The sequence below is a fragment of the Desulfofustis glycolicus DSM 9705 genome, assembly GCF_900130015.1.
GTDB lineage: Bacteria > Desulfobacterota > Desulfobulbia > Desulfobulbales > Desulfocapsaceae > Desulfofustis > Desulfofustis glycolicus.
The window spans coordinates 1-19630 of sequence record NZ_FQXS01000016.1 but is presented as its reverse complement, the minus strand read 5'-3'; the positions used below and the strand labels follow the sequence as shown (position 1 = coordinate 19630).

18 protein-coding genes are annotated in these 19630 nt (G+C 54.9%); 11 read left to right on the top strand and 7 right to left on the bottom strand.

Translation table 11 applies throughout. The features are described from left to right. Positions 1 to 32 precede the first annotated feature (32 nt). Positions 33 to 1328 carry a phosphomethylpyrimidine synthase ThiC gene (thiC, locus tag BUC26_RS13170; RefSeq protein WP_073376758.1) on the top strand — a complete coding sequence of 432 codons (1296 nt, stop codon included), beginning with the start codon at positions 33 to 35 and terminating at the stop codon, positions 1326 to 1328. A gap of 592 nt (positions 1329 to 1920) precedes the next feature. Here thiC and BUC26_RS13165 read toward each other — a convergent pair. Both BUC26_RS13165 and BUC26_RS13160 read right to left on the bottom strand, forming a co-directional pair. Beyond that, positions 1921 to 2508, bottom strand: a complete 588-nt coding sequence (locus BUC26_RS13165) for a cupin domain-containing protein (protein WP_208609791.1) — start codon at positions 2506 to 2508, stop codon at positions 1921 to 1923. A gap of 81 nt (positions 2509 to 2589) precedes the next feature. Beyond that, positions 2590 to 3099 (bottom strand): DsrE family protein, encoded by a 510-nt coding sequence (locus tag BUC26_RS13160; protein ID WP_073376919.1) that lies wholly within the window; start codon positions 3097 to 3099, stop codon positions 2590 to 2592. Positions 3100 to 3369: 270 nt separating this feature from the next. Here BUC26_RS13160 and wrbA point away from each other — a divergent pair, with 270 nt between their 5' ends. After that, the gene (gene wrbA / locus BUC26_RS13155) at positions 3370 to 3984 is read left to right on the top strand and encodes an NAD(P)H:quinone oxidoreductase (protein WP_073376756.1); all 615 of its coding nucleotides are present in this window, start codon (positions 3370 to 3372) and stop codon (positions 3982 to 3984) included. 15 nt (positions 3985 to 3999) lie between these two features. Here wrbA and BUC26_RS13150 read toward each other — a convergent pair whose 3' ends face one another. Next, the gene (locus BUC26_RS13150) at positions 4000 to 4329 is read right to left on the bottom strand and encodes an EAL domain-containing protein (RefSeq protein ID WP_279626301.1); all 330 of its coding nucleotides are present in this window, start codon (positions 4327 to 4329) and stop codon (positions 4000 to 4002) included. After that, positions 4322 to 4723 carry a hypothetical protein gene (locus tag BUC26_RS13145; protein ID WP_073376752.1) on the bottom strand — a complete coding sequence of 134 codons (402 nt, stop codon included), beginning with the start codon at positions 4721 to 4723 and terminating at the stop codon, positions 4322 to 4324. The genes BUC26_RS13150 and BUC26_RS13145 overlap by 8 nt, the downstream gene beginning before the upstream one ends. Before the next feature lie 445 nt (positions 4724 to 5168). Between BUC26_RS13145 and BUC26_RS13140 the strand changes: the two genes are divergently transcribed. The 9 genes from BUC26_RS13140 to BUC26_RS13105 all read left to right on the top strand — a co-directional run bounded on the left by BUC26_RS13140 (position 5169) and on the right by BUC26_RS13105 (position 16345). Beyond that, on the top strand, positions 5169 to 6941 hold the full coding sequence (locus BUC26_RS13140; RefSeq protein WP_161949854.1) for a sigma-54 interaction domain-containing protein: 1773 nt from the start codon (positions 5169 to 5171) through the stop codon (positions 6939 to 6941). Between the two features lie 234 nt (positions 6942 to 7175). Next, complete coding sequence (locus tag BUC26_RS23595) at positions 7176 to 7526, top strand: hypothetical protein (protein ID WP_161949853.1); 351 nt, start codon at positions 7176 to 7178, stop codon at positions 7524 to 7526. Then, positions 7498 to 8574, top strand: a complete 1077-nt coding sequence (locus BUC26_RS13135; protein ID WP_073376749.1) for a class I SAM-dependent methyltransferase — start codon at positions 7498 to 7500, stop codon at positions 8572 to 8574. The genes BUC26_RS23595 and BUC26_RS13135 overlap by 29 nt, the downstream gene beginning before the upstream one ends. A gap of 474 nt (positions 8575 to 9048) precedes the next feature. Continuing rightward, positions 9049 to 9720 carry a CerR family C-terminal domain-containing protein gene (locus tag BUC26_RS13130; protein WP_073376747.1) on the top strand — a complete coding sequence of 224 codons (672 nt, stop codon included), beginning with the start codon at positions 9049 to 9051 and terminating at the stop codon, positions 9718 to 9720. Between the two features lie 28 nt (positions 9721 to 9748). After that, positions 9749 to 11221 carry an efflux transporter outer membrane subunit gene (locus BUC26_RS13125; RefSeq protein WP_073376745.1) on the top strand — a complete coding sequence of 491 codons (1473 nt, stop codon included), beginning with the start codon at positions 9749 to 9751 and terminating at the stop codon, positions 11219 to 11221. 15 nt (positions 11222 to 11236) lie between these two features. Next, a complete protein-coding gene (locus BUC26_RS13120; RefSeq protein ID WP_073376744.1) occupies positions 11237 to 12277 on the top strand; it encodes an HlyD family secretion protein in 1041 nt (346 codons plus the stop codon). Next, positions 12277 to 14094, top strand: coding sequence for an ATP-binding cassette domain-containing protein (locus BUC26_RS13115; RefSeq protein WP_073376742.1), 1818 nt, complete (start codon positions 12277 to 12279; stop codon positions 14092 to 14094). Before BUC26_RS13120 ends, BUC26_RS13115 begins: the two co-directional genes overlap by 1 nt. Continuing rightward, entirely contained in the window at positions 14091 to 15224 is a 1134-nt protein-coding gene (locus BUC26_RS13110; protein ID WP_073376740.1) for an ABC transporter permease, read from the top strand. The genes BUC26_RS13115 and BUC26_RS13110 overlap by 4 nt, the downstream gene beginning before the upstream one ends. Beyond that, entirely contained in the window at positions 15221 to 16345 is a 1125-nt protein-coding gene (locus BUC26_RS13105; protein ID WP_073376738.1) for an ABC transporter permease, read from the top strand. Before BUC26_RS13110 ends, BUC26_RS13105 begins: the two co-directional genes overlap by 4 nt. A gap of 284 nt (positions 16346 to 16629) precedes the next feature. Here BUC26_RS13105 and BUC26_RS13100 read toward each other — a convergent pair whose 3' ends face one another. The 3 genes from BUC26_RS13100 to BUC26_RS13090 form a co-directional block, all read right to left on the bottom strand. After that, on the bottom strand, positions 16630 to 18132 hold the full coding sequence (locus BUC26_RS13100) for a Fic family protein (protein ID WP_208609790.1): 1503 nt from the start codon (positions 18130 to 18132) through the stop codon (positions 16630 to 16632). Between the two features lie 23 nt (positions 18133 to 18155). Further along, positions 18156 to 18431, bottom strand: coding sequence for a hypothetical protein (locus BUC26_RS13095; protein WP_073376736.1), 276 nt, complete (start codon positions 18429 to 18431; stop codon positions 18156 to 18158). Positions 18432 to 18686: 255 nt separating this feature from the next. Next, the gene (locus BUC26_RS13090) at positions 18687 to 19094 is read right to left on the bottom strand and encodes a RidA family protein (RefSeq protein ID WP_073376734.1); all 408 of its coding nucleotides are present in this window, start codon (positions 19092 to 19094) and stop codon (positions 18687 to 18689) included. Positions 19095 to 19630 lie beyond the last annotated feature (536 nt).

Sequence of the window (19630 nt, the reverse complement as noted above, 5' to 3'; positions counted from 1 at the left end):
GCTTCCTGCGGAAATTCTGTCCGGAGAAATTCATGTACCAGACAACGATGGAACTGGCCCGAGAGGGTCGAATCAGTGATCTTGGCGCTGCTGCCGCTGACGACGCTGGTGTCTCTGCCAGGCAATTGTGCGAGCGGATAGCGGAGGGAACGGCAATTATTTGTCATAACAATCGCCATGCGGACGGCCGTCCGCTGGCGATCGGCAAAGGAATCCGTACCAGGGTCAATGCCAATATCGGCACCAGCAGAGACGACACGAGTATCGATCGGGAACTGGCGAAAGCGCGGGCGGCCCTGGCGGCAGGGGCCGACGCCATCATGGATCTATCGACCGGCGGTCCGATCGATGCCATCCGCCGGGCCATTATTGCTGAGACCGATCTTTGCGTCGGCAGCGTGCCGTTGTACCAAGCAGCGTGCGATGCCGTGGTGAACCGGGGAAAGGCGATCGTCGATATGACAGTTGATGAGATCTTTGCCGGCATCGAACGTCATCTCGAGGACGGTGTCGACTTTATAACCGTACATTGCGGTGTGACCAGGAGCACCCTGCAGCATATGGACCGCGAGGGACGGGTCATGGATGTTGTTTCTCGGGGCGGTTCGTTTACCTGCGCATGGATGGAGCATAATCACGCGGAGAATCCCTTGTTCGAACATTTCGATCGCTTGCTCGAATTGGTACGACCGTATGATGCGACACTTTCGCTCGGCGATGGCTTTCGTCCGGGATGTATTGAAGATGCCACCGATCGAGCGCAGATTCATGAGTTACTGACCTTGGGAGAACTCACCCAGCGAGCCTGGGAGGCCGGCGTTCAGGTCATGATAGAAGGACCCGGCCATATGCCGATCGATCAGATTGAAGCCAATATCACACTGCAGAAGCGCCTTTGTCACGGAGCACCTTTCTACGTACTCGGTCCATTGGTGACGGATATCGCGCCCGGCTACGACCATATCTCCAGTGCCATCGGCGGTGCGATTGCGGGGAGTGCCGGGGCGGATTTCCTCTGCTATGTGACGCCCAGTGAGCACCTTTGCCTACCAACGATACAGGATGTTCATGATGGCGTCATGGCTGCCCGCTTGGCTGCTCATGCAGCGGATATCGTGAAAAAAGTCCCAGGCGCCCGGGAGCGGGACGGAGAAATGTCCAAAGCCCGGCGGGCTCTTGATTGGGAGAAACAATTTTCCCTGTCTCTGGATCCGGCACTCGCACGAAAGAGACGCTGTGAAACGCTCGCTGCAGACGACCATGGAGCCTGCACCATGTGCGGTGAATACTGTGCGTATAAGGTGATGGATTTAAGAAAAAAATCGTAACGAAAATCGGGAACAGACCTCGCAGATATCTATAGAGACTCCAACCCCGAAAAGATTTGTGCCCCGGTGAATAAAGGGTCTCAAGATCTGACACATCAAGTTTTTGACTTCAGCTTCCCTTAAGTATCCCACCGTCCGGCATGTCAAGTGTTGAGACCTGACCCATACCTACCTTCTGTCAGGCTCTCTCGCCGTTCGAGGGAGATCTGGACTAACCGGAACAGCTCATCACGCAGTTCGTCAAGCAATTGCCTTTCGTATGCGCCGGTTGATTCCAGTGCGTGCAGTTCACGGACAAAGGTCAGCGGTAATTGTTCCAGTGCATTGCTGGGCAACAAAACAAGCGGGGCTGAAGGTAATCGTGATCCGGCAGGTAAATAGACAGCTCCCGCGGCCGCGGAAAAGGCAGTCCAAGATCATGGGATAACGCCTCGGCCTTGTACGGGTCAGCTTCAGCGACAGAATCTTCAGAATCCGCAGACCTTCAGGGCCGATCCGTCCGTTTTTGTTGTACCGACTGTCAAGAATAGAGATTTGACCGTCTTGTTGCTCTTGTTATCCCGTGTTGCCCCCAGCGTATCAGAGGGGTTTTCTAGAGCTGTGGGAAGGTCAGACCGAAGCGATCGCAGAGACCCGGAATGCTTTCAAAATCCATTTCCAGTGAGTATTTCCGGTTGATTTCGGCAAATTTTTGGACATCTCCCCAGGAGGCGGCAACCTCTCGGAAATAATTCTCAAACCCTGCCGGTGATATGATTTCGATGATCTCGCATGTTGTTTCTCCGGCATTCCAGAAGGTGTGCCATTGTCGCCGCGGCTTGAAAACCCAGGCGCCTGCTTCGGCAAAGATGACATCATCCCCCAGGAGCGCCCCCAGCCTGCCCTGAAGAACATAGGATATCTCATCTTCATTATGGTGGTAATGCAATGGAGCCGCAAGAGCGTGGGGTTGCATCGGGTGATGTACGACCGCGAAACGGTTACCGGTATCACCACCTTCTATTTTCCATTGGACAGCCAGCCCCCCGAAGTCAAAACCGGTTGTTTCTTTGGCTGTGATTACTTTCCTTTCCTTCATGTCCCTTCTCTCTCTGATGGATAAACTACTAACTCGGCGATAGAAGCCGTTGTGGTTATCATTGAGCAGTCCCATCTCCGGGAACAGAGAGAATGCCTCCATCGGCAAAGCACTCCGCATGCGGGGTTTTTGGAGGCATCCTCAAAGGAAGTCGCCGGATACGGTCCCACAGAAGAAAAAGAATTACTGAATGCCAACCACCGAGTATCCTTGAGCCTGATAGCCAGCCACGGAAATGAAGCCATTGCCGACCTGATCGATTTCCGGAAGAATGGAAGCGGGATCTACACCGAGCACCTTGACCGCATAAAGACAGACCTCAAGCGTAACCCCGTCACGTTTCATCTGCCGAAGCATTTCGGCAAATTCGTCAAGAGCCTTATTCTCCTCATCAGTGTACCCATCCCGGTTGGCAGAGATGAGCCTCACGGCAGGACCATGGAAGACGACGGCAATGCGTGGAGGTTCGGACAGTCCCCGAACACTCTGATCTTCATACACATTGCGCACCGCCCAGAAAACAACAGGAGCTGCCTGTGCCGATCCAAGGGTCACGTCAAAGACAGCTTGAACCCTGTCCACCCCTTCCAGGGCTGCATACTCCTCTGCTCCAGAGGGGGCAGCTGAGACAAGCAAGATAACAAAAAGTACCGCAGGAAATGGCTTCAATACCAATCTGGCAAAGTGCTTCATGGCAACCTCCTTAATCAAAGTAATGGAGTTTTCGTTAAAATCCCGGGCGCAGAACCAATATCCGCCGCCCATCAATATTCTTGATAACTACTTTGTAGTACTAAATCAAGGGAGGCCCAACCTGCCTGACGGCGGCAACGGAGGATCGCCCCTCAGTTCTTCAGCAGGGGGCGAGAAGCCATAATCCGGAAGGGATTGAAAATGTCCTCTTCCGACTGGGCGGATAGGGGCTTTTCCTCGACAACCTAACCTGACAGGAGACAAGAACCCATGTGCAAGGTATTGATCGTCATTTACAGCATGTATGGACATATCTACAAGATGGCCGAAGCCGCTGCCGAAGGGGTCGGTGAAGTGACCGAATGCTCGGCGATCATCAAACGCGTACCGGAAACGTTGCCCGGCGAGGTGTTGGAAGCCATGGGCGCCGTAGAAGCGCAACAGAAACTGGCCGATATCCCGATAGCCACGGTGAACGACCTGGCGGATGCCGATGCGATTATCTTCGGCACACCGACTCGTTTTGGCAACATGTGCGGCCAGATGCGCCAGTACCTGGATGGCACCGGTCAGCTCTGGCTGAAGGGAGCACTTGTCGGGAAAGTTGGCAGTGTCTTTACCAGTTCGGCTACGCAACATGGCGGCCAGGAATCCACTATTCTCAGTTTTCACATCACCTTGCTCCATCAGGGCATGGTGGTGGTCGGCCTGCCGTATTCCTTTGCCGGGCAGATGGGCGTTACCGAGATAACCGGCTGTTCGCCCTACGGTGCATCAACCATCGCCGGTGGCCAGGGAGAACGGATGCCAAGTGAAAATGAACTGGCCGGCGCCCGCTACCAGGCCGCCCATGTGGCACGTATCGCCTTGAAGCTGAAAGGTTAAGAACTTCGAGCGGGATCAGCACGGCGCCATGCCGGACTCCTGGAGCGCCCCTTTGATATCCTTCAGAAGATCTTTACCGAAGAACTGGCGTCTGGAAAGATTCACGGCCATGGTCAACGTCGGAAACCCCTCCTGCTGCCAGGCGACATTCTGGCGACAAGCAGTGTTGAGAACCCAACGCCCGATCGAAATGATAAGTCCGTTTTCTTCAGCCAGCGGGATGAACTGCCTTGGCATAATCAATCCAAGATCAGGATGTTGCCAGCGCAGCAGTGCTTCAATTCCGGCAATACGGCCGGTATTCATGTCCTGTTTCGACTGGTAAAAAAATACTAAGTTACTGATTTATCAGGGCATTACAACGGTAACTCAAATCGATACCGTCAAAGTTGGTAACCGGTATCAAACGATACACTTCTTCGGGAGGACGGACCCGCGGATTCGCATTCCCTGCCTTACGGCACTCGGAAACAATGGAAACGGGCAGAACCATACGCCCGACGCGCACATTCAGGTCCGGAGTGATAGCAAACGCGAGATTGGCCCACTCAATGGTTGGTGTATAGGTATCATCGTAACGCTGTTCGGCAACAACCTGCACGATGCCGGTGAGTCGGAGCAGGAGATTGGCAGCCATTTGCAGTCCAAGCCGACTGTCGACCTCGGGACTCCAGCTACGGGTGTAACCGGCCCCGTCAGGGACAAACCCATTGGAGACATAATCCGGCCTGGGTTTCATCGGAACAGACCATGCCCACCGTGCCGAAGCCGTTGAACGACAGGTTTGGCGTTTTCCTCTCCTGTGCCATGACGACGCATGCATGAATCAACATCGTGAACGCAACGACAATTCCCGGTTTCCCATTGTCAACCTTTCACGAAATGTGCTTCGGAACAGTACTGAATGTAATTCTCACAAGCTACACCGCAGTCGAGCAGTTTCTCGACTTGATCATCCCCGCTGCCACCGGTTACTCGGCTCTGTTGTGGAATTAACGTTAGATAAAAGCCTACTATTTTAGAGCGGGACGATCACGGCATGTCAATGTCGGGTCCCGATTTCGCACTCTTGAGATTTACGGTTTCGTGAGCAATGTAGCAAGAAAGGCATTTTCGGCAATGCCCGGGGTGTCAGGAGGATGGAGTTCTTCCGGCGGGTGGCCCGAAGTGAATTGAGGCCTCATGTGACCATCTCATCGAAATCGAATACTGCTCGCAACAGGCTCGCGGTCAACACAATTGAGAGAGCACCGGAAGGAATTTTCTGGGTTCGGGCCACCGGATTTTTTTACCAGGCCAATGAGTGGTTTTATAGATTGCTGGGTTATTCAGAGGAGGAATTGCGGGCCCTGCATGTCTGCGACGTTGCAATTGATCTGGAAAAGGCGCAGTGGGACGTTTTCTGGCGGCAAGCGGGCAAGCCAGGCGGCCTTCGCCATGAAGGCGGTCTCGCCACGAAGCTGCAGGAAAGCGTCATTGTCGAGATCAGGGCTTGTCTGCTGCCTATCGATGGAGATCAGCTGATGTGCGCTTTCGTGCGTGATTTGGTCGACCCGCATCGGGAGACAGAGCCACTGCTGGCCGAGCTTCGGGCAAGCGAGGCACGGTTTCGCACCCTTTACAATAACACCCCGGTCATGCTGCAGGCCTGCGATCATGAGACAAGGCTCTACAGCGCGAACAAGTATTGGCTTGAAACGCTCGGCTATGAGTGGGAGGAGGTCAAAGGCAGACAAACCCGAGAGTTCATGACGGAGGCTTCGCGCGACAATGTCATTCACCGTGTCATTCCGGTTCTTCTCGAGTCAGGGAGTATTCATGATTTCGAATACCAAATGGTGAAGAAAAACGGCCAGGTTCTCGACGTTGCCTTGACAGCAGTGTCCGAGCGGGACAGTGATGGGGACATTATCAGAACACTTTCGATGATCCTGCCGATTTCCGACCGCAAGCGTGCCGAACGTCTGGAATCGCAGAACGTCTTCCTGCGCGAGGAATTGAGCGGAGCCGCCGATTTCGCTGAAATAATCGGTCACTCGCCACCGCTGCAGGAGGTGTTCCAGGCAATTGACATGGTAGCCGGCACCGATGCCACTGTCTTGCTGCTCGGTGAGACAGGAACCGGCAAGGAGCTGGCTGCCCGTGCTATTCACGAACGAAGCGATCGCAGCAAATCCGTTATGATCACGGTTAATTGCGCGGCGTTGCAGCCGAACCTGGTGGAAAGTGAATTGTTCGGACACGAGAAAGGAGCGTTTACCGGGGCGTTGACCACCAAAAAAGGTCGTTTCGAACTGGCCGACCACAGCACCATCTTTCTTGATGAAGTCGGCGAACTCTCCCTCGAGGCCCAGAGCAAGCTCTTGCGAGTGCTTCAGGAACAGGAAGTGGAACGGGTCGGAGGAACAGAAACCGTCGGCATCGACGTCCGTATCATCGCCGCCACCAACCGTCCTCTGGAGGTGGAGGTGAGCAAAGGGAATTTCCGGGCCGACCTGTATTACCGACTCAATATTTTCCCAATACGGATGCCCCCCCTACGCGACAGAATTGATGACATTCCGCTTCTTACCAACCACTTTGTCGACAAATTCGCACAGCATATCGGGAAAAAAATTCCCAACATCAACCGGAAGGTTATCGAGAAACTGGTTTCATATCCCTGGCCGGGCAATGTCCGCGAGCTGGCAAACATTCTCGAACGGGCGGTGATCCTGTGCCCGGGGAGGACACTGCAGCCGCAGCATATCGGAGTGGATGCGGGTGTGGTTCAGCTCGATGACGACGTGCCGACGTTGGCTGAAAGCGAGTATCGCCTGATACTGCGAGCCCTTGAAAAATGTGACGGACGGCTATCGGGACCAAAAGGCGCCGCTGCAATACTCGGAGTGAATCGATCCACCCTCTGGTCCCGCATGCACAAGTTAGGAATCGACATCTCCAGAAAAATTGGGTGACGAGCCGGCAGGAGCTTGCAGCTAACCGATGCCTGTTCTGCCTGTCTCCGGACCCACCTTTATAGATCTGTCGCTTATCTGCTCCGGCCCGGAGTAGGCGCCCATCTCCCCGACTTGCCGGAACCGTTTGGCCCGCTCCCTGTGCCGCCCTCTTCTCTGAGTTGCAAGAACCCGCATCGATAGCAGCCTGCCGCAATTGGTGAGCGTGGTGCCGAATTCTCGGCACGTGCTGATATGCCAGCATTTTCTTCTTTTTATTTCCTGCAAATCCCAGCGATAAAACGGTGGATTGATTTACCGGATCATTTTAACAGCCTAATATCAAACATGAATTGCTCCATATCCGGAATAATGATGCGCTTTGGCACGCATGTTGCGTTATCTCAGGTAATCCTGCTTTTCAGGAGTATCTTCAACGGCACCTGCCGGCTTCAAGAAAGCAGCGATAAGGTAATCGGTGCTGGTGGTTTACCTGGACCTCTCGCAAGGACCGATAAACATCGCCCGTGGAAGTTTTTTTTACAAAGCAACAAATCAATGCACGAGGAGAAAAACCATGAACACCTTAATCGATACCGTCAGTGAACAGCAGAAAATCGAGAATTTTCTTGGCCAGGTGGTAAACGATGTCGCCGCCGCCTATTCATGCGCCATGACCACGGTGGGACACCGGCTGGGGCTCTACAAGGTACTCGCCCAAAATGGGCCGCTGAGTGCCGCTGAACTCGCAGTAAAGGCTGCAGTCAGCGAACGGTACGTTCGTGAATGGCTGAACAATCAGGCAGCGGGAGGGTATGTAAACTATAACCCGGCTGATCAGACATATCATTTGCCGGCCGAGCACGCGCCCGTTTTGGTCGATGAGAACAGCCCGATCTTTTTGGCCGGGGGGATGGGCGGCCTCAGAGCCATTTACGGGATAGAGGATCGGTTGGTCGAGGCCTTCAAATCGGGAGAAGGCATCGGCTGGCACGAACATCATGAGAGTCTGTTTTACGGTACCGAGTATTTGTTTCGCACCGGTTATCGGGCACATCTGACATCAGAATGGATTCCGGCCCTGACCGGTGTGGACGAAAAACTCAAGGCAGGGGGCAAAGTGGCGGACATCGGCTGTGGTCACGGCGCCTCGACCATTATCCTGGCCGAGGCTTATCCCAATTCCACCTTTATCGGTTTTGATTACCATGAGGCTTCGGTTCAGGTGGCTCGTATGCGTGCACGGGAGGCGGGAGTTGCGGAGAGAGTTCGTTTCGAGGTCGCTACGGCAAAAAACTTTCCCGGTAAGGATTATGATCTGATCTGTTTCATGGACTGTCTGCACGATCTGGGAGATCCTCTCGGAGCTGCCAGCCATGCCCGACAGGCCGTTGCGGATGGAGGCAGCGTCCTGTTGGTCGAACCGCATGCCGGAGACCGGGTCGAGCAGAACTTTAACCCCGTCGGCCGGATCTTTTACGCCGCGTCAACGGCATTCTGCACACCCAATTCACTCTCGCAGGAAGGAGGGGCGGCCCTCGGGGCGCAGGCGGGTGAGTCCAAGGTCGCTGAAATTGTCTTTCAGGCCGGATTCAACAAGTTTCGCCGCGCTGCCCAAACTCCGTTTAATTTGATTTTTGAAGCGCGAAAATAATAGCGGCCAGGAAATCATCAAGCACAATCAGGGACAGATCACGTTTTATATGCATAAAACGTGGTCTGTCCCCGATTTTGTTTTGCAGCCAACCCTGTGATTGTTCCTTTTCCTTTGTTTTCATAGACCCAACCCCCCGGAAATGTCAGCAATCTGGAGGGACTCGTAATGTTCTACCCCCTTCAGTCACCCTTGAGCAGGGCAGGATCTATTCCCGCAGGGAAACAGCCACGCCTCCTCTCAGCCGAGTTGAAGAGCGCATCTCCTAGGAATTTTTTATACGAAAATCGGCGGGACAGGTTTTAACCTGTCCCCCGCTCACTTTCATTGACCAGATCTTCCGACCATGGTGCTGATTTTCATGCTTCGTTGTGACGCCCCGTCCATGGAGATTATGTCAAATACGCCTGCAGATAATCGCTTGACTTAATCAATCGATTGATTAAAATGCGGCACATACAATAAGGAGACGTTATGCCCAAACCTACAATTCAGGACGAACCGTTACCGGGTGCCAAGGAAAGGCTGCTGGAAGCGGCAACCGATATCTTTGGCCGTTATGGCTATGACACAGCCACCACCCGCATGATAGCCAGGGAAGCACACGTCAACATTGCCGCCATTCCCTACTATTTCAACGGCAAGGAGGGTCTGTATTTTGCGGTTATCGATCACATCGTTGGCCTCGTTTTGCGCCAGGTGCAGCCCATCATCGCAATAGTTTCCGCCAGTTCATTTTCCGGGCCGGATGCAAAAGAAAAGGCGACAAGTCTTCTGGAGCAGTTCCTTGCCGGCATCGTCGGTTTCATGATCGGCTCACCTGAAGCCCATCGGGTTGCCAGGATTGTTCTGCGGGAACAGCTCGACCCTTCCGCGGCCTTCGACCGGATCTTCGCCGGTTTCATGGAAGCAGCACTCGATACACTCACCACCCTCATTCAGGTGATCAGCGAAAACGATTCGGAACGCACCGCCAAAATCCGGGCCATGACCCTGATCGGCCAGGTCCTCATTTTCCGGGTGGCGCGGGAGACCGTCGTCCGTGGACTTGCCATGAAAGGCTACACCCGAATCGAGACGGCTGAGATTCAAAACATAATTATCGAACAAACCCGTTCCCTGATGGCTGCACTCCAGTCCCATTGAACGGCCTTCTCTCCGAGGAGCAGACTGCATGACCATTCATTCACAGAAACCTTTACTCTCTTTTTACCTCGCCCTCCTGCTCTGTGGTCAGGGTTGCGCCGTGGCTCCGGATTACTCACCTCCGGACCTCTCGCCGTTCATGCAGAACAGCTGGCAGACCGCAAAAAACGATCGCTATACGGCAAAGCAGCCGGATAGCCGCTGGTGGAACCAGTTCAACGACCCGCACCTGACGGCTCTGATCGATCAGCTTTTCTCTTCAAATCTCGCCCTGAAGGCATCCAGGGAGCGAGTAGCCGAGGCAATGGCCCGCCAGGGAATCGTCTCTGCCGACAAACAGTTGCAGCTGGCGGCCGCCCTCGGGTACACCCGGGCCGAGACCGGCGATGAAGCGGTATCGATGCAGATGAACGTGCCCGGGAAAACAATGGATTTCTTTTCTGCCGGGGTTGTTGCCGGCTGGGAACTGGAACTGTGGGGACGGACCGCCCGCCTCATCGAGGCGGCCGAAGCCGATGTACGGAGTGCCTACAGCGACCATCAGGCCATGCTGGTCTCTCTTGCCGCCGAGATAACCCTGGCCTATGTGGAGATGCGCTCTCTTGAGGCAAGAGCCGCCATTATCTCCGAGAATATCGGTTTGCAGCAAAAAAGCCTGCACCTCGCCCGGGACCTCTACCAGGCCGGCAGCACCGCAGGATTGACAGTCGCGCGCAGTGAGCGGCTGCTGGAAAGTACCAGAGCCCGCCTGCCGGAACTGGAACGCGCTATCATCAAAACCGGCAACCGTATCAAGGTGTTGCTCGGGAAACCGCCCGGTTATGAAATCAATCAGCCGGGAAAGATGCCCGATGTACCACCGATCTTAGGCCTTGGCCTGCCCGCCGACCTGCTCACCCGTCGCGCCGATATCCGGCAGGGACTGTACCGTTATCAGGCGGCGGTGGCACGGACAGCTGCGGCAGAAGCGGAACGATACCCGACCCTGACCCTTTCCGGCACCCTCACCATTTCAAGCGATACCCTGGGCGGCGTCTTCGATCCGGATGCCTTTTTTTACACCCTCGGCCCCAGCCTTCAGGTGCCCGTTTTTTCCGGCGGTCGCATCGAGAGCAACATCGCCGTCCGCGCCTCCCAAACGGAGCAGGCCCGCTTCGCTCTTGAACAAAGTATTATCGAAGCACTGGCCGAGGTCGAAAGCAGCACCCACGGGGTCGTGTCCAGCCTGCAGCAGGTTGAACGGCTGAAAACGGCGGCAAACGCTGCGAAAAGGAGCGTCACCATGTCTGCAACACTGTACCGGAGCGGCTTGGTGGATTTCTTCCAGGTGCTGGACAACCAACAGCAGCTGGTCGCAAGCCAGGAGGCCCTGGAAATTGCCAGGCATCAGGCCCTCGCCGATGTGATCCAGCTCTACCGCGCTCTTGGCGGCGGCTGGGAACAGACAACAACAGTCAATCCTCCGGATAACAGTGCGCCCAGCGCTCACGCCCAACAATAACAATGGTGTCTTAAGATGAAGAAACGAATCATCCTCCTGCTGCTCATTGCCGGCCTGGCATTAGCCGGCTACCAGAGCAACCTGTGGAAAGGACGGGATGGACAACAGGACAACGGAACGCTGAAGATTTACGGCACCATCGATATCCGTGATGCCAGCCTGGCCTTCACCGAACAGGAACGACTGACCGAAGTCCTGGTGGATGAGGGGGACAGCGTGGCGGCAGGCCAGGTTGTGGCACGGCTGAACACCTATCGCCTCGAAGCCTCCATCGCCGAAACGGAAGCCAGAATAGCCGCTCAGAAACAGGTGCTTGCCCGACTCACTACCGGTTTTCGCCCCCAGGAAATATCCCAGGCGCAAGCAGAGGTCGAGGCGGCCCAGGTAGAGGTGACCAATGCCGAACAGGTCCTCCGCCGGGTCAACAACACCTCCCGGACCGGCGCCTCGAGCCAGCAGGATCTCGATGACGCCAAGGCCCGCTTCATGATGGCCCAGGCCCGGCTCAAGGTGATGGAGAAAAAGCTCGATCTGCTGGTCGAAGGCTCACGCAAGGAAGACATTGCCGCCGCCGAGCATCAACTTGAAGCCTTACAGGCCAACCTCCGGCTCCTCACCATCCGTTTTGCCGACAGGACCCTGATCTCCCCCGCCAACGGCATCATTCAGAGCCGGATCCTCGAACCGGGTGAAATGGCCGGCCCGACCCGGCCGGTCTTTACCCTGGCCCTGACCAATCCCAAATGGGTACGGGCCTATCTGCCCGAACCGCAGCTGGGCCGGGTCCGACTCGGCATGAAGGCGAGCATTGCCGGCGACTCCTGGCCGGGTGAACCCATTGAAGGCTGGATCGGCTCTATTGCACCGATTGCCGAATTCACTCCGCGTACGGTGCAAACCGAAGACCTGCGAACCAAGCTGGTGTACGAAACGAGGGTCATGGTGCCTGATCCGGAAAATCGGCTTCGCCTCGGCATGCCGGTCACCGTCACTCTCGAAACGGAAACCATACCGAGCGATGCAGTTTCGGCCTCGCCTGCGACGAACCGGCAATAATGAGCAGCCCACCGCAAATAACCCCACAGCCCGCTGAAACACAGGCAAAGGGCATACTGCTGGTCCGGGAACTCTGCAAATCTTTCTCCGACAAAAACAAGCCGGAAGTCAAGGCCCTGGATAGCGTCAGTTTCGTTGTTCACCGTGGCTGCATCACCGGACTGGTCGGGGCGGACGGTGCCGGCAAGACGACCCTTATCCGTATCAGCGCCGGCCTTCTGGTACCCACCTCCGGCAGCGTCACGGTGTTGGGTCGGGACAGCATCGCCGACACCCTGGAGATCCAGAGCCGGGTCGGTTATATGCCGCAGAAATTTGGACTCTACCAAGACCTGACCGTGGCGGAGAATATGACTCTCTACGCCGATCTGCAGGGTGTTGCCGGCACGGAGCGCACGGAAAAGTTTACCCGGCTGCTGCAGATGACCAGTCTGGGCGCCTACACAGGTCGGCGGGCCGGGGCGCTCTCCGGCGGGATGAAGCAGAAGCTGGGCCTGGCCTGCGCCCTGATCAAATCCCCGGAAATTCTGCTCCTTGATGAGCCGACGGTGGGTGTTGATCCCGTCTCCCGCCGGGAGTTGTGGAAGATCGTCAATGAGCTGGTCGAAAGAGATGGCATCGGCGTGCTGGTCTCCACCGCCTACCTCGATGAGGCCGAAAAATGCGACCAGGTGGTGGTACTCCACGAAGGGAAAGTGCTCGCCGAGGGCACCGCCGACGCATTCATCAAGCCCATGGCCGGCCGGACGCTGCTGCTCGACGCCTCACCCGACAGGAACTTACGTACCATCTACACGCACCTTTCCGGCAGGGCCGATGTTGTCGATGTCACTATTCGTTCCGGAAAAGTACGAACCGTCCTTGCCGAAAAGGTGGACGCAACGACACTTACCGATACCCTGGGGCCGATTACCACCCACCAGGCACAACCCACCTTTGAAGATGCCTTCATGGCCTTGATTCCCCGTTCAGACCATCAGCACCGACCTTCGTCGGTGGGATCAACGCACCCCGGTCACGATCAAGACGAGATCGTTCGTGCCGATAACCTGCAGAAGCTGTTCGGCACGTTCGAAGCGGTGAAAAAACTCACCTTTACCGTGAGGCGTGGGGAAATCTTTGGCTTGCTCGGCCCCAATGGTGCCGGCAAGAGCACCACCTTCCGCATACTCTGCGGCCTGCTGCCGGCCAGCGGTGGGGAAATCTCCGTGGCCGGTCACGACCTGCGCCGCTCCCGTGCCCGGGCCAGGTCCCGCCTGGGATACATGGCCCAGCAGTTCTCCCTCTACGGCCAGCTCACCACCCGGGAAAACCTCGGTTTTTTCGGCAAGGCCTACGGGCTTTCCGGTAAACGGTTGAAGACCAGGATAGAATGGGCCTTTGCCGAATTCTCGCTGGCCAAATGGGCCGACACCCCGGCCGGGGCCCTGCCCGGTGGCAACAAACAGCGTCTGGCCATGGCGGTGGCGCTGCTGCATGAGCCGGATATCCTCTTTCTCGATGAACCGACCTCCGGAGTCGACCCCTTCGCCCGCCGTGAATTCTGGCTGCGCATCAATACCTTTGCCGAACAGGGCACCACCGTGGTGGTCACCACCCATTTCATGGAAGAGGCGGAATACTGCGACCGGATGCTGATCATGAGCCAGGGCGACACGCTCGCCTTCGGCACACCGACAGAAATTCGCGAACTGGCAAAAACCGCCGACACCCCGCACCCCACCATGGATGACGCTTTTATCGCTCTGGCCGAAGGAACGGTGATCACGCCGCAGTCCGCCCCGGCGACACCCATGGGGGAGGGCAAGAGGCCATGAAGGGCAAACTCCTTTTTCTCATGCGGCTCCGCGGTATCCTGCAAAAGGAGACGTTACAGATTCTGCGTGATCCAAGCAGCATTGCCCTCGCAATCGTGATGCCGATGGTCCTGCTTTTTCTCTTCGGTTATGGGGTAACGCTGGACGCCGACCATATTCCCACCGCCCTGGTCGATGATGACGGCAGCAGTGTTGCCAGGGAGCTGATCGCACGGTTTGATCTCTCTCCCAATTTCGAACTGCTGCCGACCCGCACCATGGCCGAGGCGGAGGAACTGATCAGAAATCGCACGGCCCATGCCATTATCCGCTTGCAGTCCGATTTCAGTGCCCAAATGCTCAGTGGACAAGAGGCGCCGGTACAGCTCATCGTCAACGGTATTGACGCCAACCGGGCCCGGCTGATCCAGGGTTATGTGCGGACGGCACTGGGCAACTGGTCATCCATGCGACTGGCACGCGGCGAGACGGCCGGGCTGCCGGCGGTGATGGTCTCGCCGCGGGTCTGGTTCAACGAGAGCACGGAAAGCCGCAACTTCATCATTCCCGGTCTTATCACGCTCATCATGACCCTGATCGGTATTCTCCTCACCGCCCTGGTGGTGGCACGGGAATGGGAACGCGGCACCATGGAGGCTCTGCTGGTCACCCCTCTGAGGCGCATCGAGATCCTGATCGGCAAGATCTTCCCTTACTATATTCTCGGCATGCTCGGCATGGGGATGTCGGTGCTGGTGGCAATACTGGTTTTCCAGGTACCCTTTCGCGGCTCGGTGCCAGCCCTTCTCCTGTTCAGTTCGCTGTTCATGCTGGCATCGCTCGGCTTCGGCCTGCTGCTTTCGGCAGCGATCCGCATCCAGTTCGTTGCGGCCCAGGTCTCGATTGTCGCCGGTTTTCTGCCCGCATTCTTTCTCTCCGGCCTGATATTTGATCTGGAGTCCACACCGCTGCCGATTCAGGTCATCAGCCATATCGTGCCTGCCCGCTATTTTGTCGATATCAGTCACACCCTGTTCATGGCCGGCGACGTCTGGCCGGTACTCGTCCCGGGTGGACTGGTCCTGGCGGCGATGGCAATAATCTTTCTCCGTCTGGCCTATGGCAACATCACCAAGAGGCTGGAAAAATGAAAGCATTTCTCCTCAGGATACTGGCCATCGTCCAGAAAGAATTCATGATGGTATTAAAAGACAAGAAGAGCCGATTTGTCATCATCGGCCCGCCACTCATCCAGTTTTTCGTGTTCGGTTATGCCGCCACCTATGACCTGCAGAATGTCCGTTATGCGGTCTTTGATGAATCCCGCACCGCCCTCTCCCGGCAGTTGCTGGTCCATGTCGAGGGATCCGGCATCTTCCGGCCGGCCGGGTACCTCGAAGACCAGCATCAGCTGAACGAAATCATCGACAACCAAGACGCCCGCCTGGCCATCCATATCGGACCGGAATTCGACAACGCCCTGCAAAACGGCAGACCGGCAACCATTCAGGTTATCGCCGATGGCCGCAATCCCAACGTGGCGCTCATCGCCATGGGCTACTTCAGCTCCATGGTCGAGCAGTTCAATCAGGAGTTGGTTGAACGAGGGATGGTCGCCACCACCGGCCCGGGCCTGCGGCTCGATGACCGGGCCTGGTTCAACGAGAACCTGCGCTCGCGGTGGTTTTTCGTCTCAGCACTCGGCGGTATCATCAGCATGGTAGTGGTCATGATCCTGACCAGCCTCTCGGTGGCCAGGGAGCGTGAGTTCGGCACCTTCGACCAGTTGCTGGTCGCCCCCTTCAGCGCCGGAGAGATCCTGATCGGGAAATCGCTGCCGGGTATCGTCTTCGGCCTCTTGGATGCGCTCATTTTTGCGGTCGGTGCCATCTACTGGTTCGGCGTGCCGTTTCGCGGCACGATCACCGCACTCGTCCTCTCCCTGCTCGCCTTTATCATCACCATTGTCGGTGTCGGCTTGCTTGTCTCATCGCTGGCCATGACCATGCAGCAGGGACTGCTCGGCTCGTTTCTCTTTATCATGCCCGCCGTCACCCTTTCAGGATTCGCCACACCTATCGAGAATATGCCCTCTTGGCTGCAAAATGCAGATCTCATCAATCCGGTACGCTACATCATCATTGCCCTTCGCACTATCTTTCTTGAAGGGGCAAACAGTGCCATGGTCTGGCCCCAGCTCTGGCCCCTGCTGTTGATGGCCGCGGTGACCCTGCCTTTGGCTGCCTGGCTCTTTCGTCACCGCTCGGTTTGAAACCCTGACAAAGATGAAGATCAAATCCTTCGTAAACAGAACGCTTCAGGTGAGATCCGCCGTACGATATTTGAACGCAACCAATAGCGAAAACCCGTCCGCTCCAGCTGCCCTCCCCCGCAAGACCTCGGAGATATCTGTAGCAACTCCCGCTCCGAAAAGATTTATGACCCAGTTAATAAAGAGTCTCAACATCTGACACATCAAGTTTTTGACTTCAGCTTCCTTTAAGCATCGCACTGTTCAATATGTTAAGTGTTGAGACCTGACCCCTGTACCATTTCTCAAGACCATACCTTTTTCCAATCCGAGAATTCTGAGGGGCGCAATTGGTAGCGAGCAAAATTCCCCTCGTGCAGATTGATAAGCTCTGTCTCGACCACTTCTACAAAGCGGGCCTTATCGTTGATTGGGATCTCTCTTCCAGACATCTTTGCTATCCAGTTAGCGGCCCTTCGCTTGTCCATGCCATCACGCACTACCTCAGCCACGAGTTTTTTGATCTGCTGCCGGTACTGCAGCCTGAAAGGATCAGGCTCGCCCATGGACTGCCGGATAGCAGAGTACCTCTTGTAGGATCGTTCATAAGCCCACACAAAGACATCACGGAGGAGTTCAACCTTATTCACCTCATAAACGGCCACAGTGCCGTCAATGTAGGCCTGAGTTGGCACATCGAGAAAGGAGAGGGGACAGAGGTTCCGACGAATCAAGGGGATATTGGCGGCAAGGCGCGAAACACGTTTGTTAACATCCAAAAACGGCTGCAGATATGGCAGATGTACCATTGCAAAAAAGGCTTGTTCGAAAGGATCCTCAATTTCTGATGTAAGGGTAAGTATTTGCCTGAAACATTCATCAATCAGTTGAGGTACTTCTAAAGGATGATACACACTCCCTCCGATCTTTACCGGAGTGGTTCTTAATCGACCGCATGCCTGTGGGTCTGCCAAAAGGTTGTTGGACAGCAAGGCATGCAGATTGAGAATAGTATATCTATTGAAACCTACTTCAGCTGCCTGCTCAACCAAAAGTTCAATGGCATCCTTATGGTTCAGAAGCATCTGTGTTTCCATCGCATTTTTGCCTTCCGCCGTTTCACCTTGCTCAAGAAGTCGTTCTGTTTCTAATAGCGAATAGGTATTTCCTTCCAATCGGCTTGAGTTCCAGGAAAGGTCGATCAATAATCGATTGAATATCTGCTGTGCATAGGTTCCGGCTACTTGCTGATCATCCGACGATCGTCCCAGCTCGTAAAGCCTATGCCGAATGTCCTCAGCAAGATAGAATGTCTGGTTTGGTTGGTATATATCAAGAAAGGCGCGATTGTACCCCACTGGATTCCGACTCTGGATTGGTGCACGAATTAGCCTTTTTATCTCTTGACCTTCGGGAGATATAGGGATGTACGTTTCTATTTCACTAGATATGACCGGAATTGGGGCAGAGATTTCGGCAGCAATGGTATTTGGCACTCGATAGCGACGAGCTCTACCTCTGCCTTCTGCTATGAGACGTTGCTGTTCGACAAGCAGTGATAGACGTCGCTGCAAGGTTCGACGAGGTATCCTCCCTTCTAGTGCCGAATTAATTTCTTCAATTCCACCACCATTCGGAAAGGAACTCACGGCTTCTACGATACTATCAAGGTCTTTGGGAGAGATTTGTGCTGGCATGATAAAACTATTATGGCGCAATTTTCGGAATCGCGCCATAATAGTTTGCTTTTCTGGCGCAATAAACACTCGCGCCACTTGAGACGGATGTTCCACATATAGGGCAGCCACAGTTGGCACCCAAGGAATCGAATTTATTTCGCTTTTCTCCTGTCGATCAGCTTCTTCCTGCTGCCTACACGATCGTTTCGACGTGGCAGAGCACTGGGCGGAGTAATCGCCAGGGCTGAGAATAACTGAGCTAGGCTCGGCCGTGGCTGCGATATGCTGAGCATGCCGCCGGTCTGGCTGCCGTTGATTTCATGCTCCATCGTGAACAAGGTCGACAGCTTTTTTAGACCTTCCTCAACCGTCACATCCAGATCCCGCCAGGCCTGCGCCAGTTTCCGTCGAATCAGATATGGCAGCATGTGAGGATATCCTTTTCCAATGTCATCAATCTTAACCAGATCGCTTTCAATATCTTTTTGGTTTTGAATCTTCAGTATTAGTTCTGTTTACATCGCGCTTTTCAAGGCCAACGCTTCAATAACCGGTGTCTAGAACGAAGCGAAGTGCAGTGTAAGCCGTCCGGCGCCGAAGGTGCGTAGTTCATTGACTTGCCAGGCCATACAACTCAGCCCTACAAATATTCACAATTTCCGCGCCCTGAAAGCAATAGTTTGTTAATCAGGGAGTCTGACAACCAGCTCCATTTCGACTTGTAGATCCGGGGCTGCCAGCGCTTCAACGCCAACACCAGTAACACAAGGTTGAGCACCGTCGAAGGTGGCTATAAACGGTGGCATCAGTTCCTCTAATCTTTCGGCCGTGAGATCAACCATATAAATACGTGCCACCACCACATGCTCAGGTTTTGCAGCTACAGCATCTAAAGCCGCGCGCGCATTTTTTGAAACTATCTTCATTTGCTCTACCAAACCTTCTGGTACAGGCGCGCCGTTTGACTGCCAAGCCACTTGCCCCGATATATAAGCTATACGACCCGGCTCGACTATCGAGATCTGTGAATATCCCATTTCGCCGGCATTAGGCAATGTCGGCGGATTAAGGCGAACGATGGAATTTGTCATGTTTTCTCCGCAGTAAAATCTATAAAAAGTGATTAGTAGTGACGCACCCAATGTTCAGTACTGGACATCATTTACAACTATGTCACCACATCGCTTACACATAGTTTCTCTTTAAACGGCCTTTTTCATCCTGGATTCGAAGGCTCTTTTCGTCAAAGTATCCTAACAACTTTTGCCGAAAATACACTCGCCATATTCCCTCACCGATAAAGCAACATCCTTTCTGTAAATTCACTATCCTTTCAATTCTTTCAACACATGCACTCCTGAGTAGCGCGGACAGCTGAGATCGTCCAGGCCAAGCCCTTCGGGTGCTCGTTCCTCGCAGCCTTGACAACCTCAACCTTCAGCGCTGGACCTGAAGATGGCGATGACGGAGAGGCGTCTCCGACGGGGCTCCAACAAAAAGGCTGTGGAGCAGAGCCAGCACCAAGTTCCAGCAATTATTCAAAGGTTAAATATGCTTTCCCAGCTTCCCACTCGTCAGAGATCTCCATGGCCACAGCCGTCACCAGTCGTAAACACGATTCGGTGTT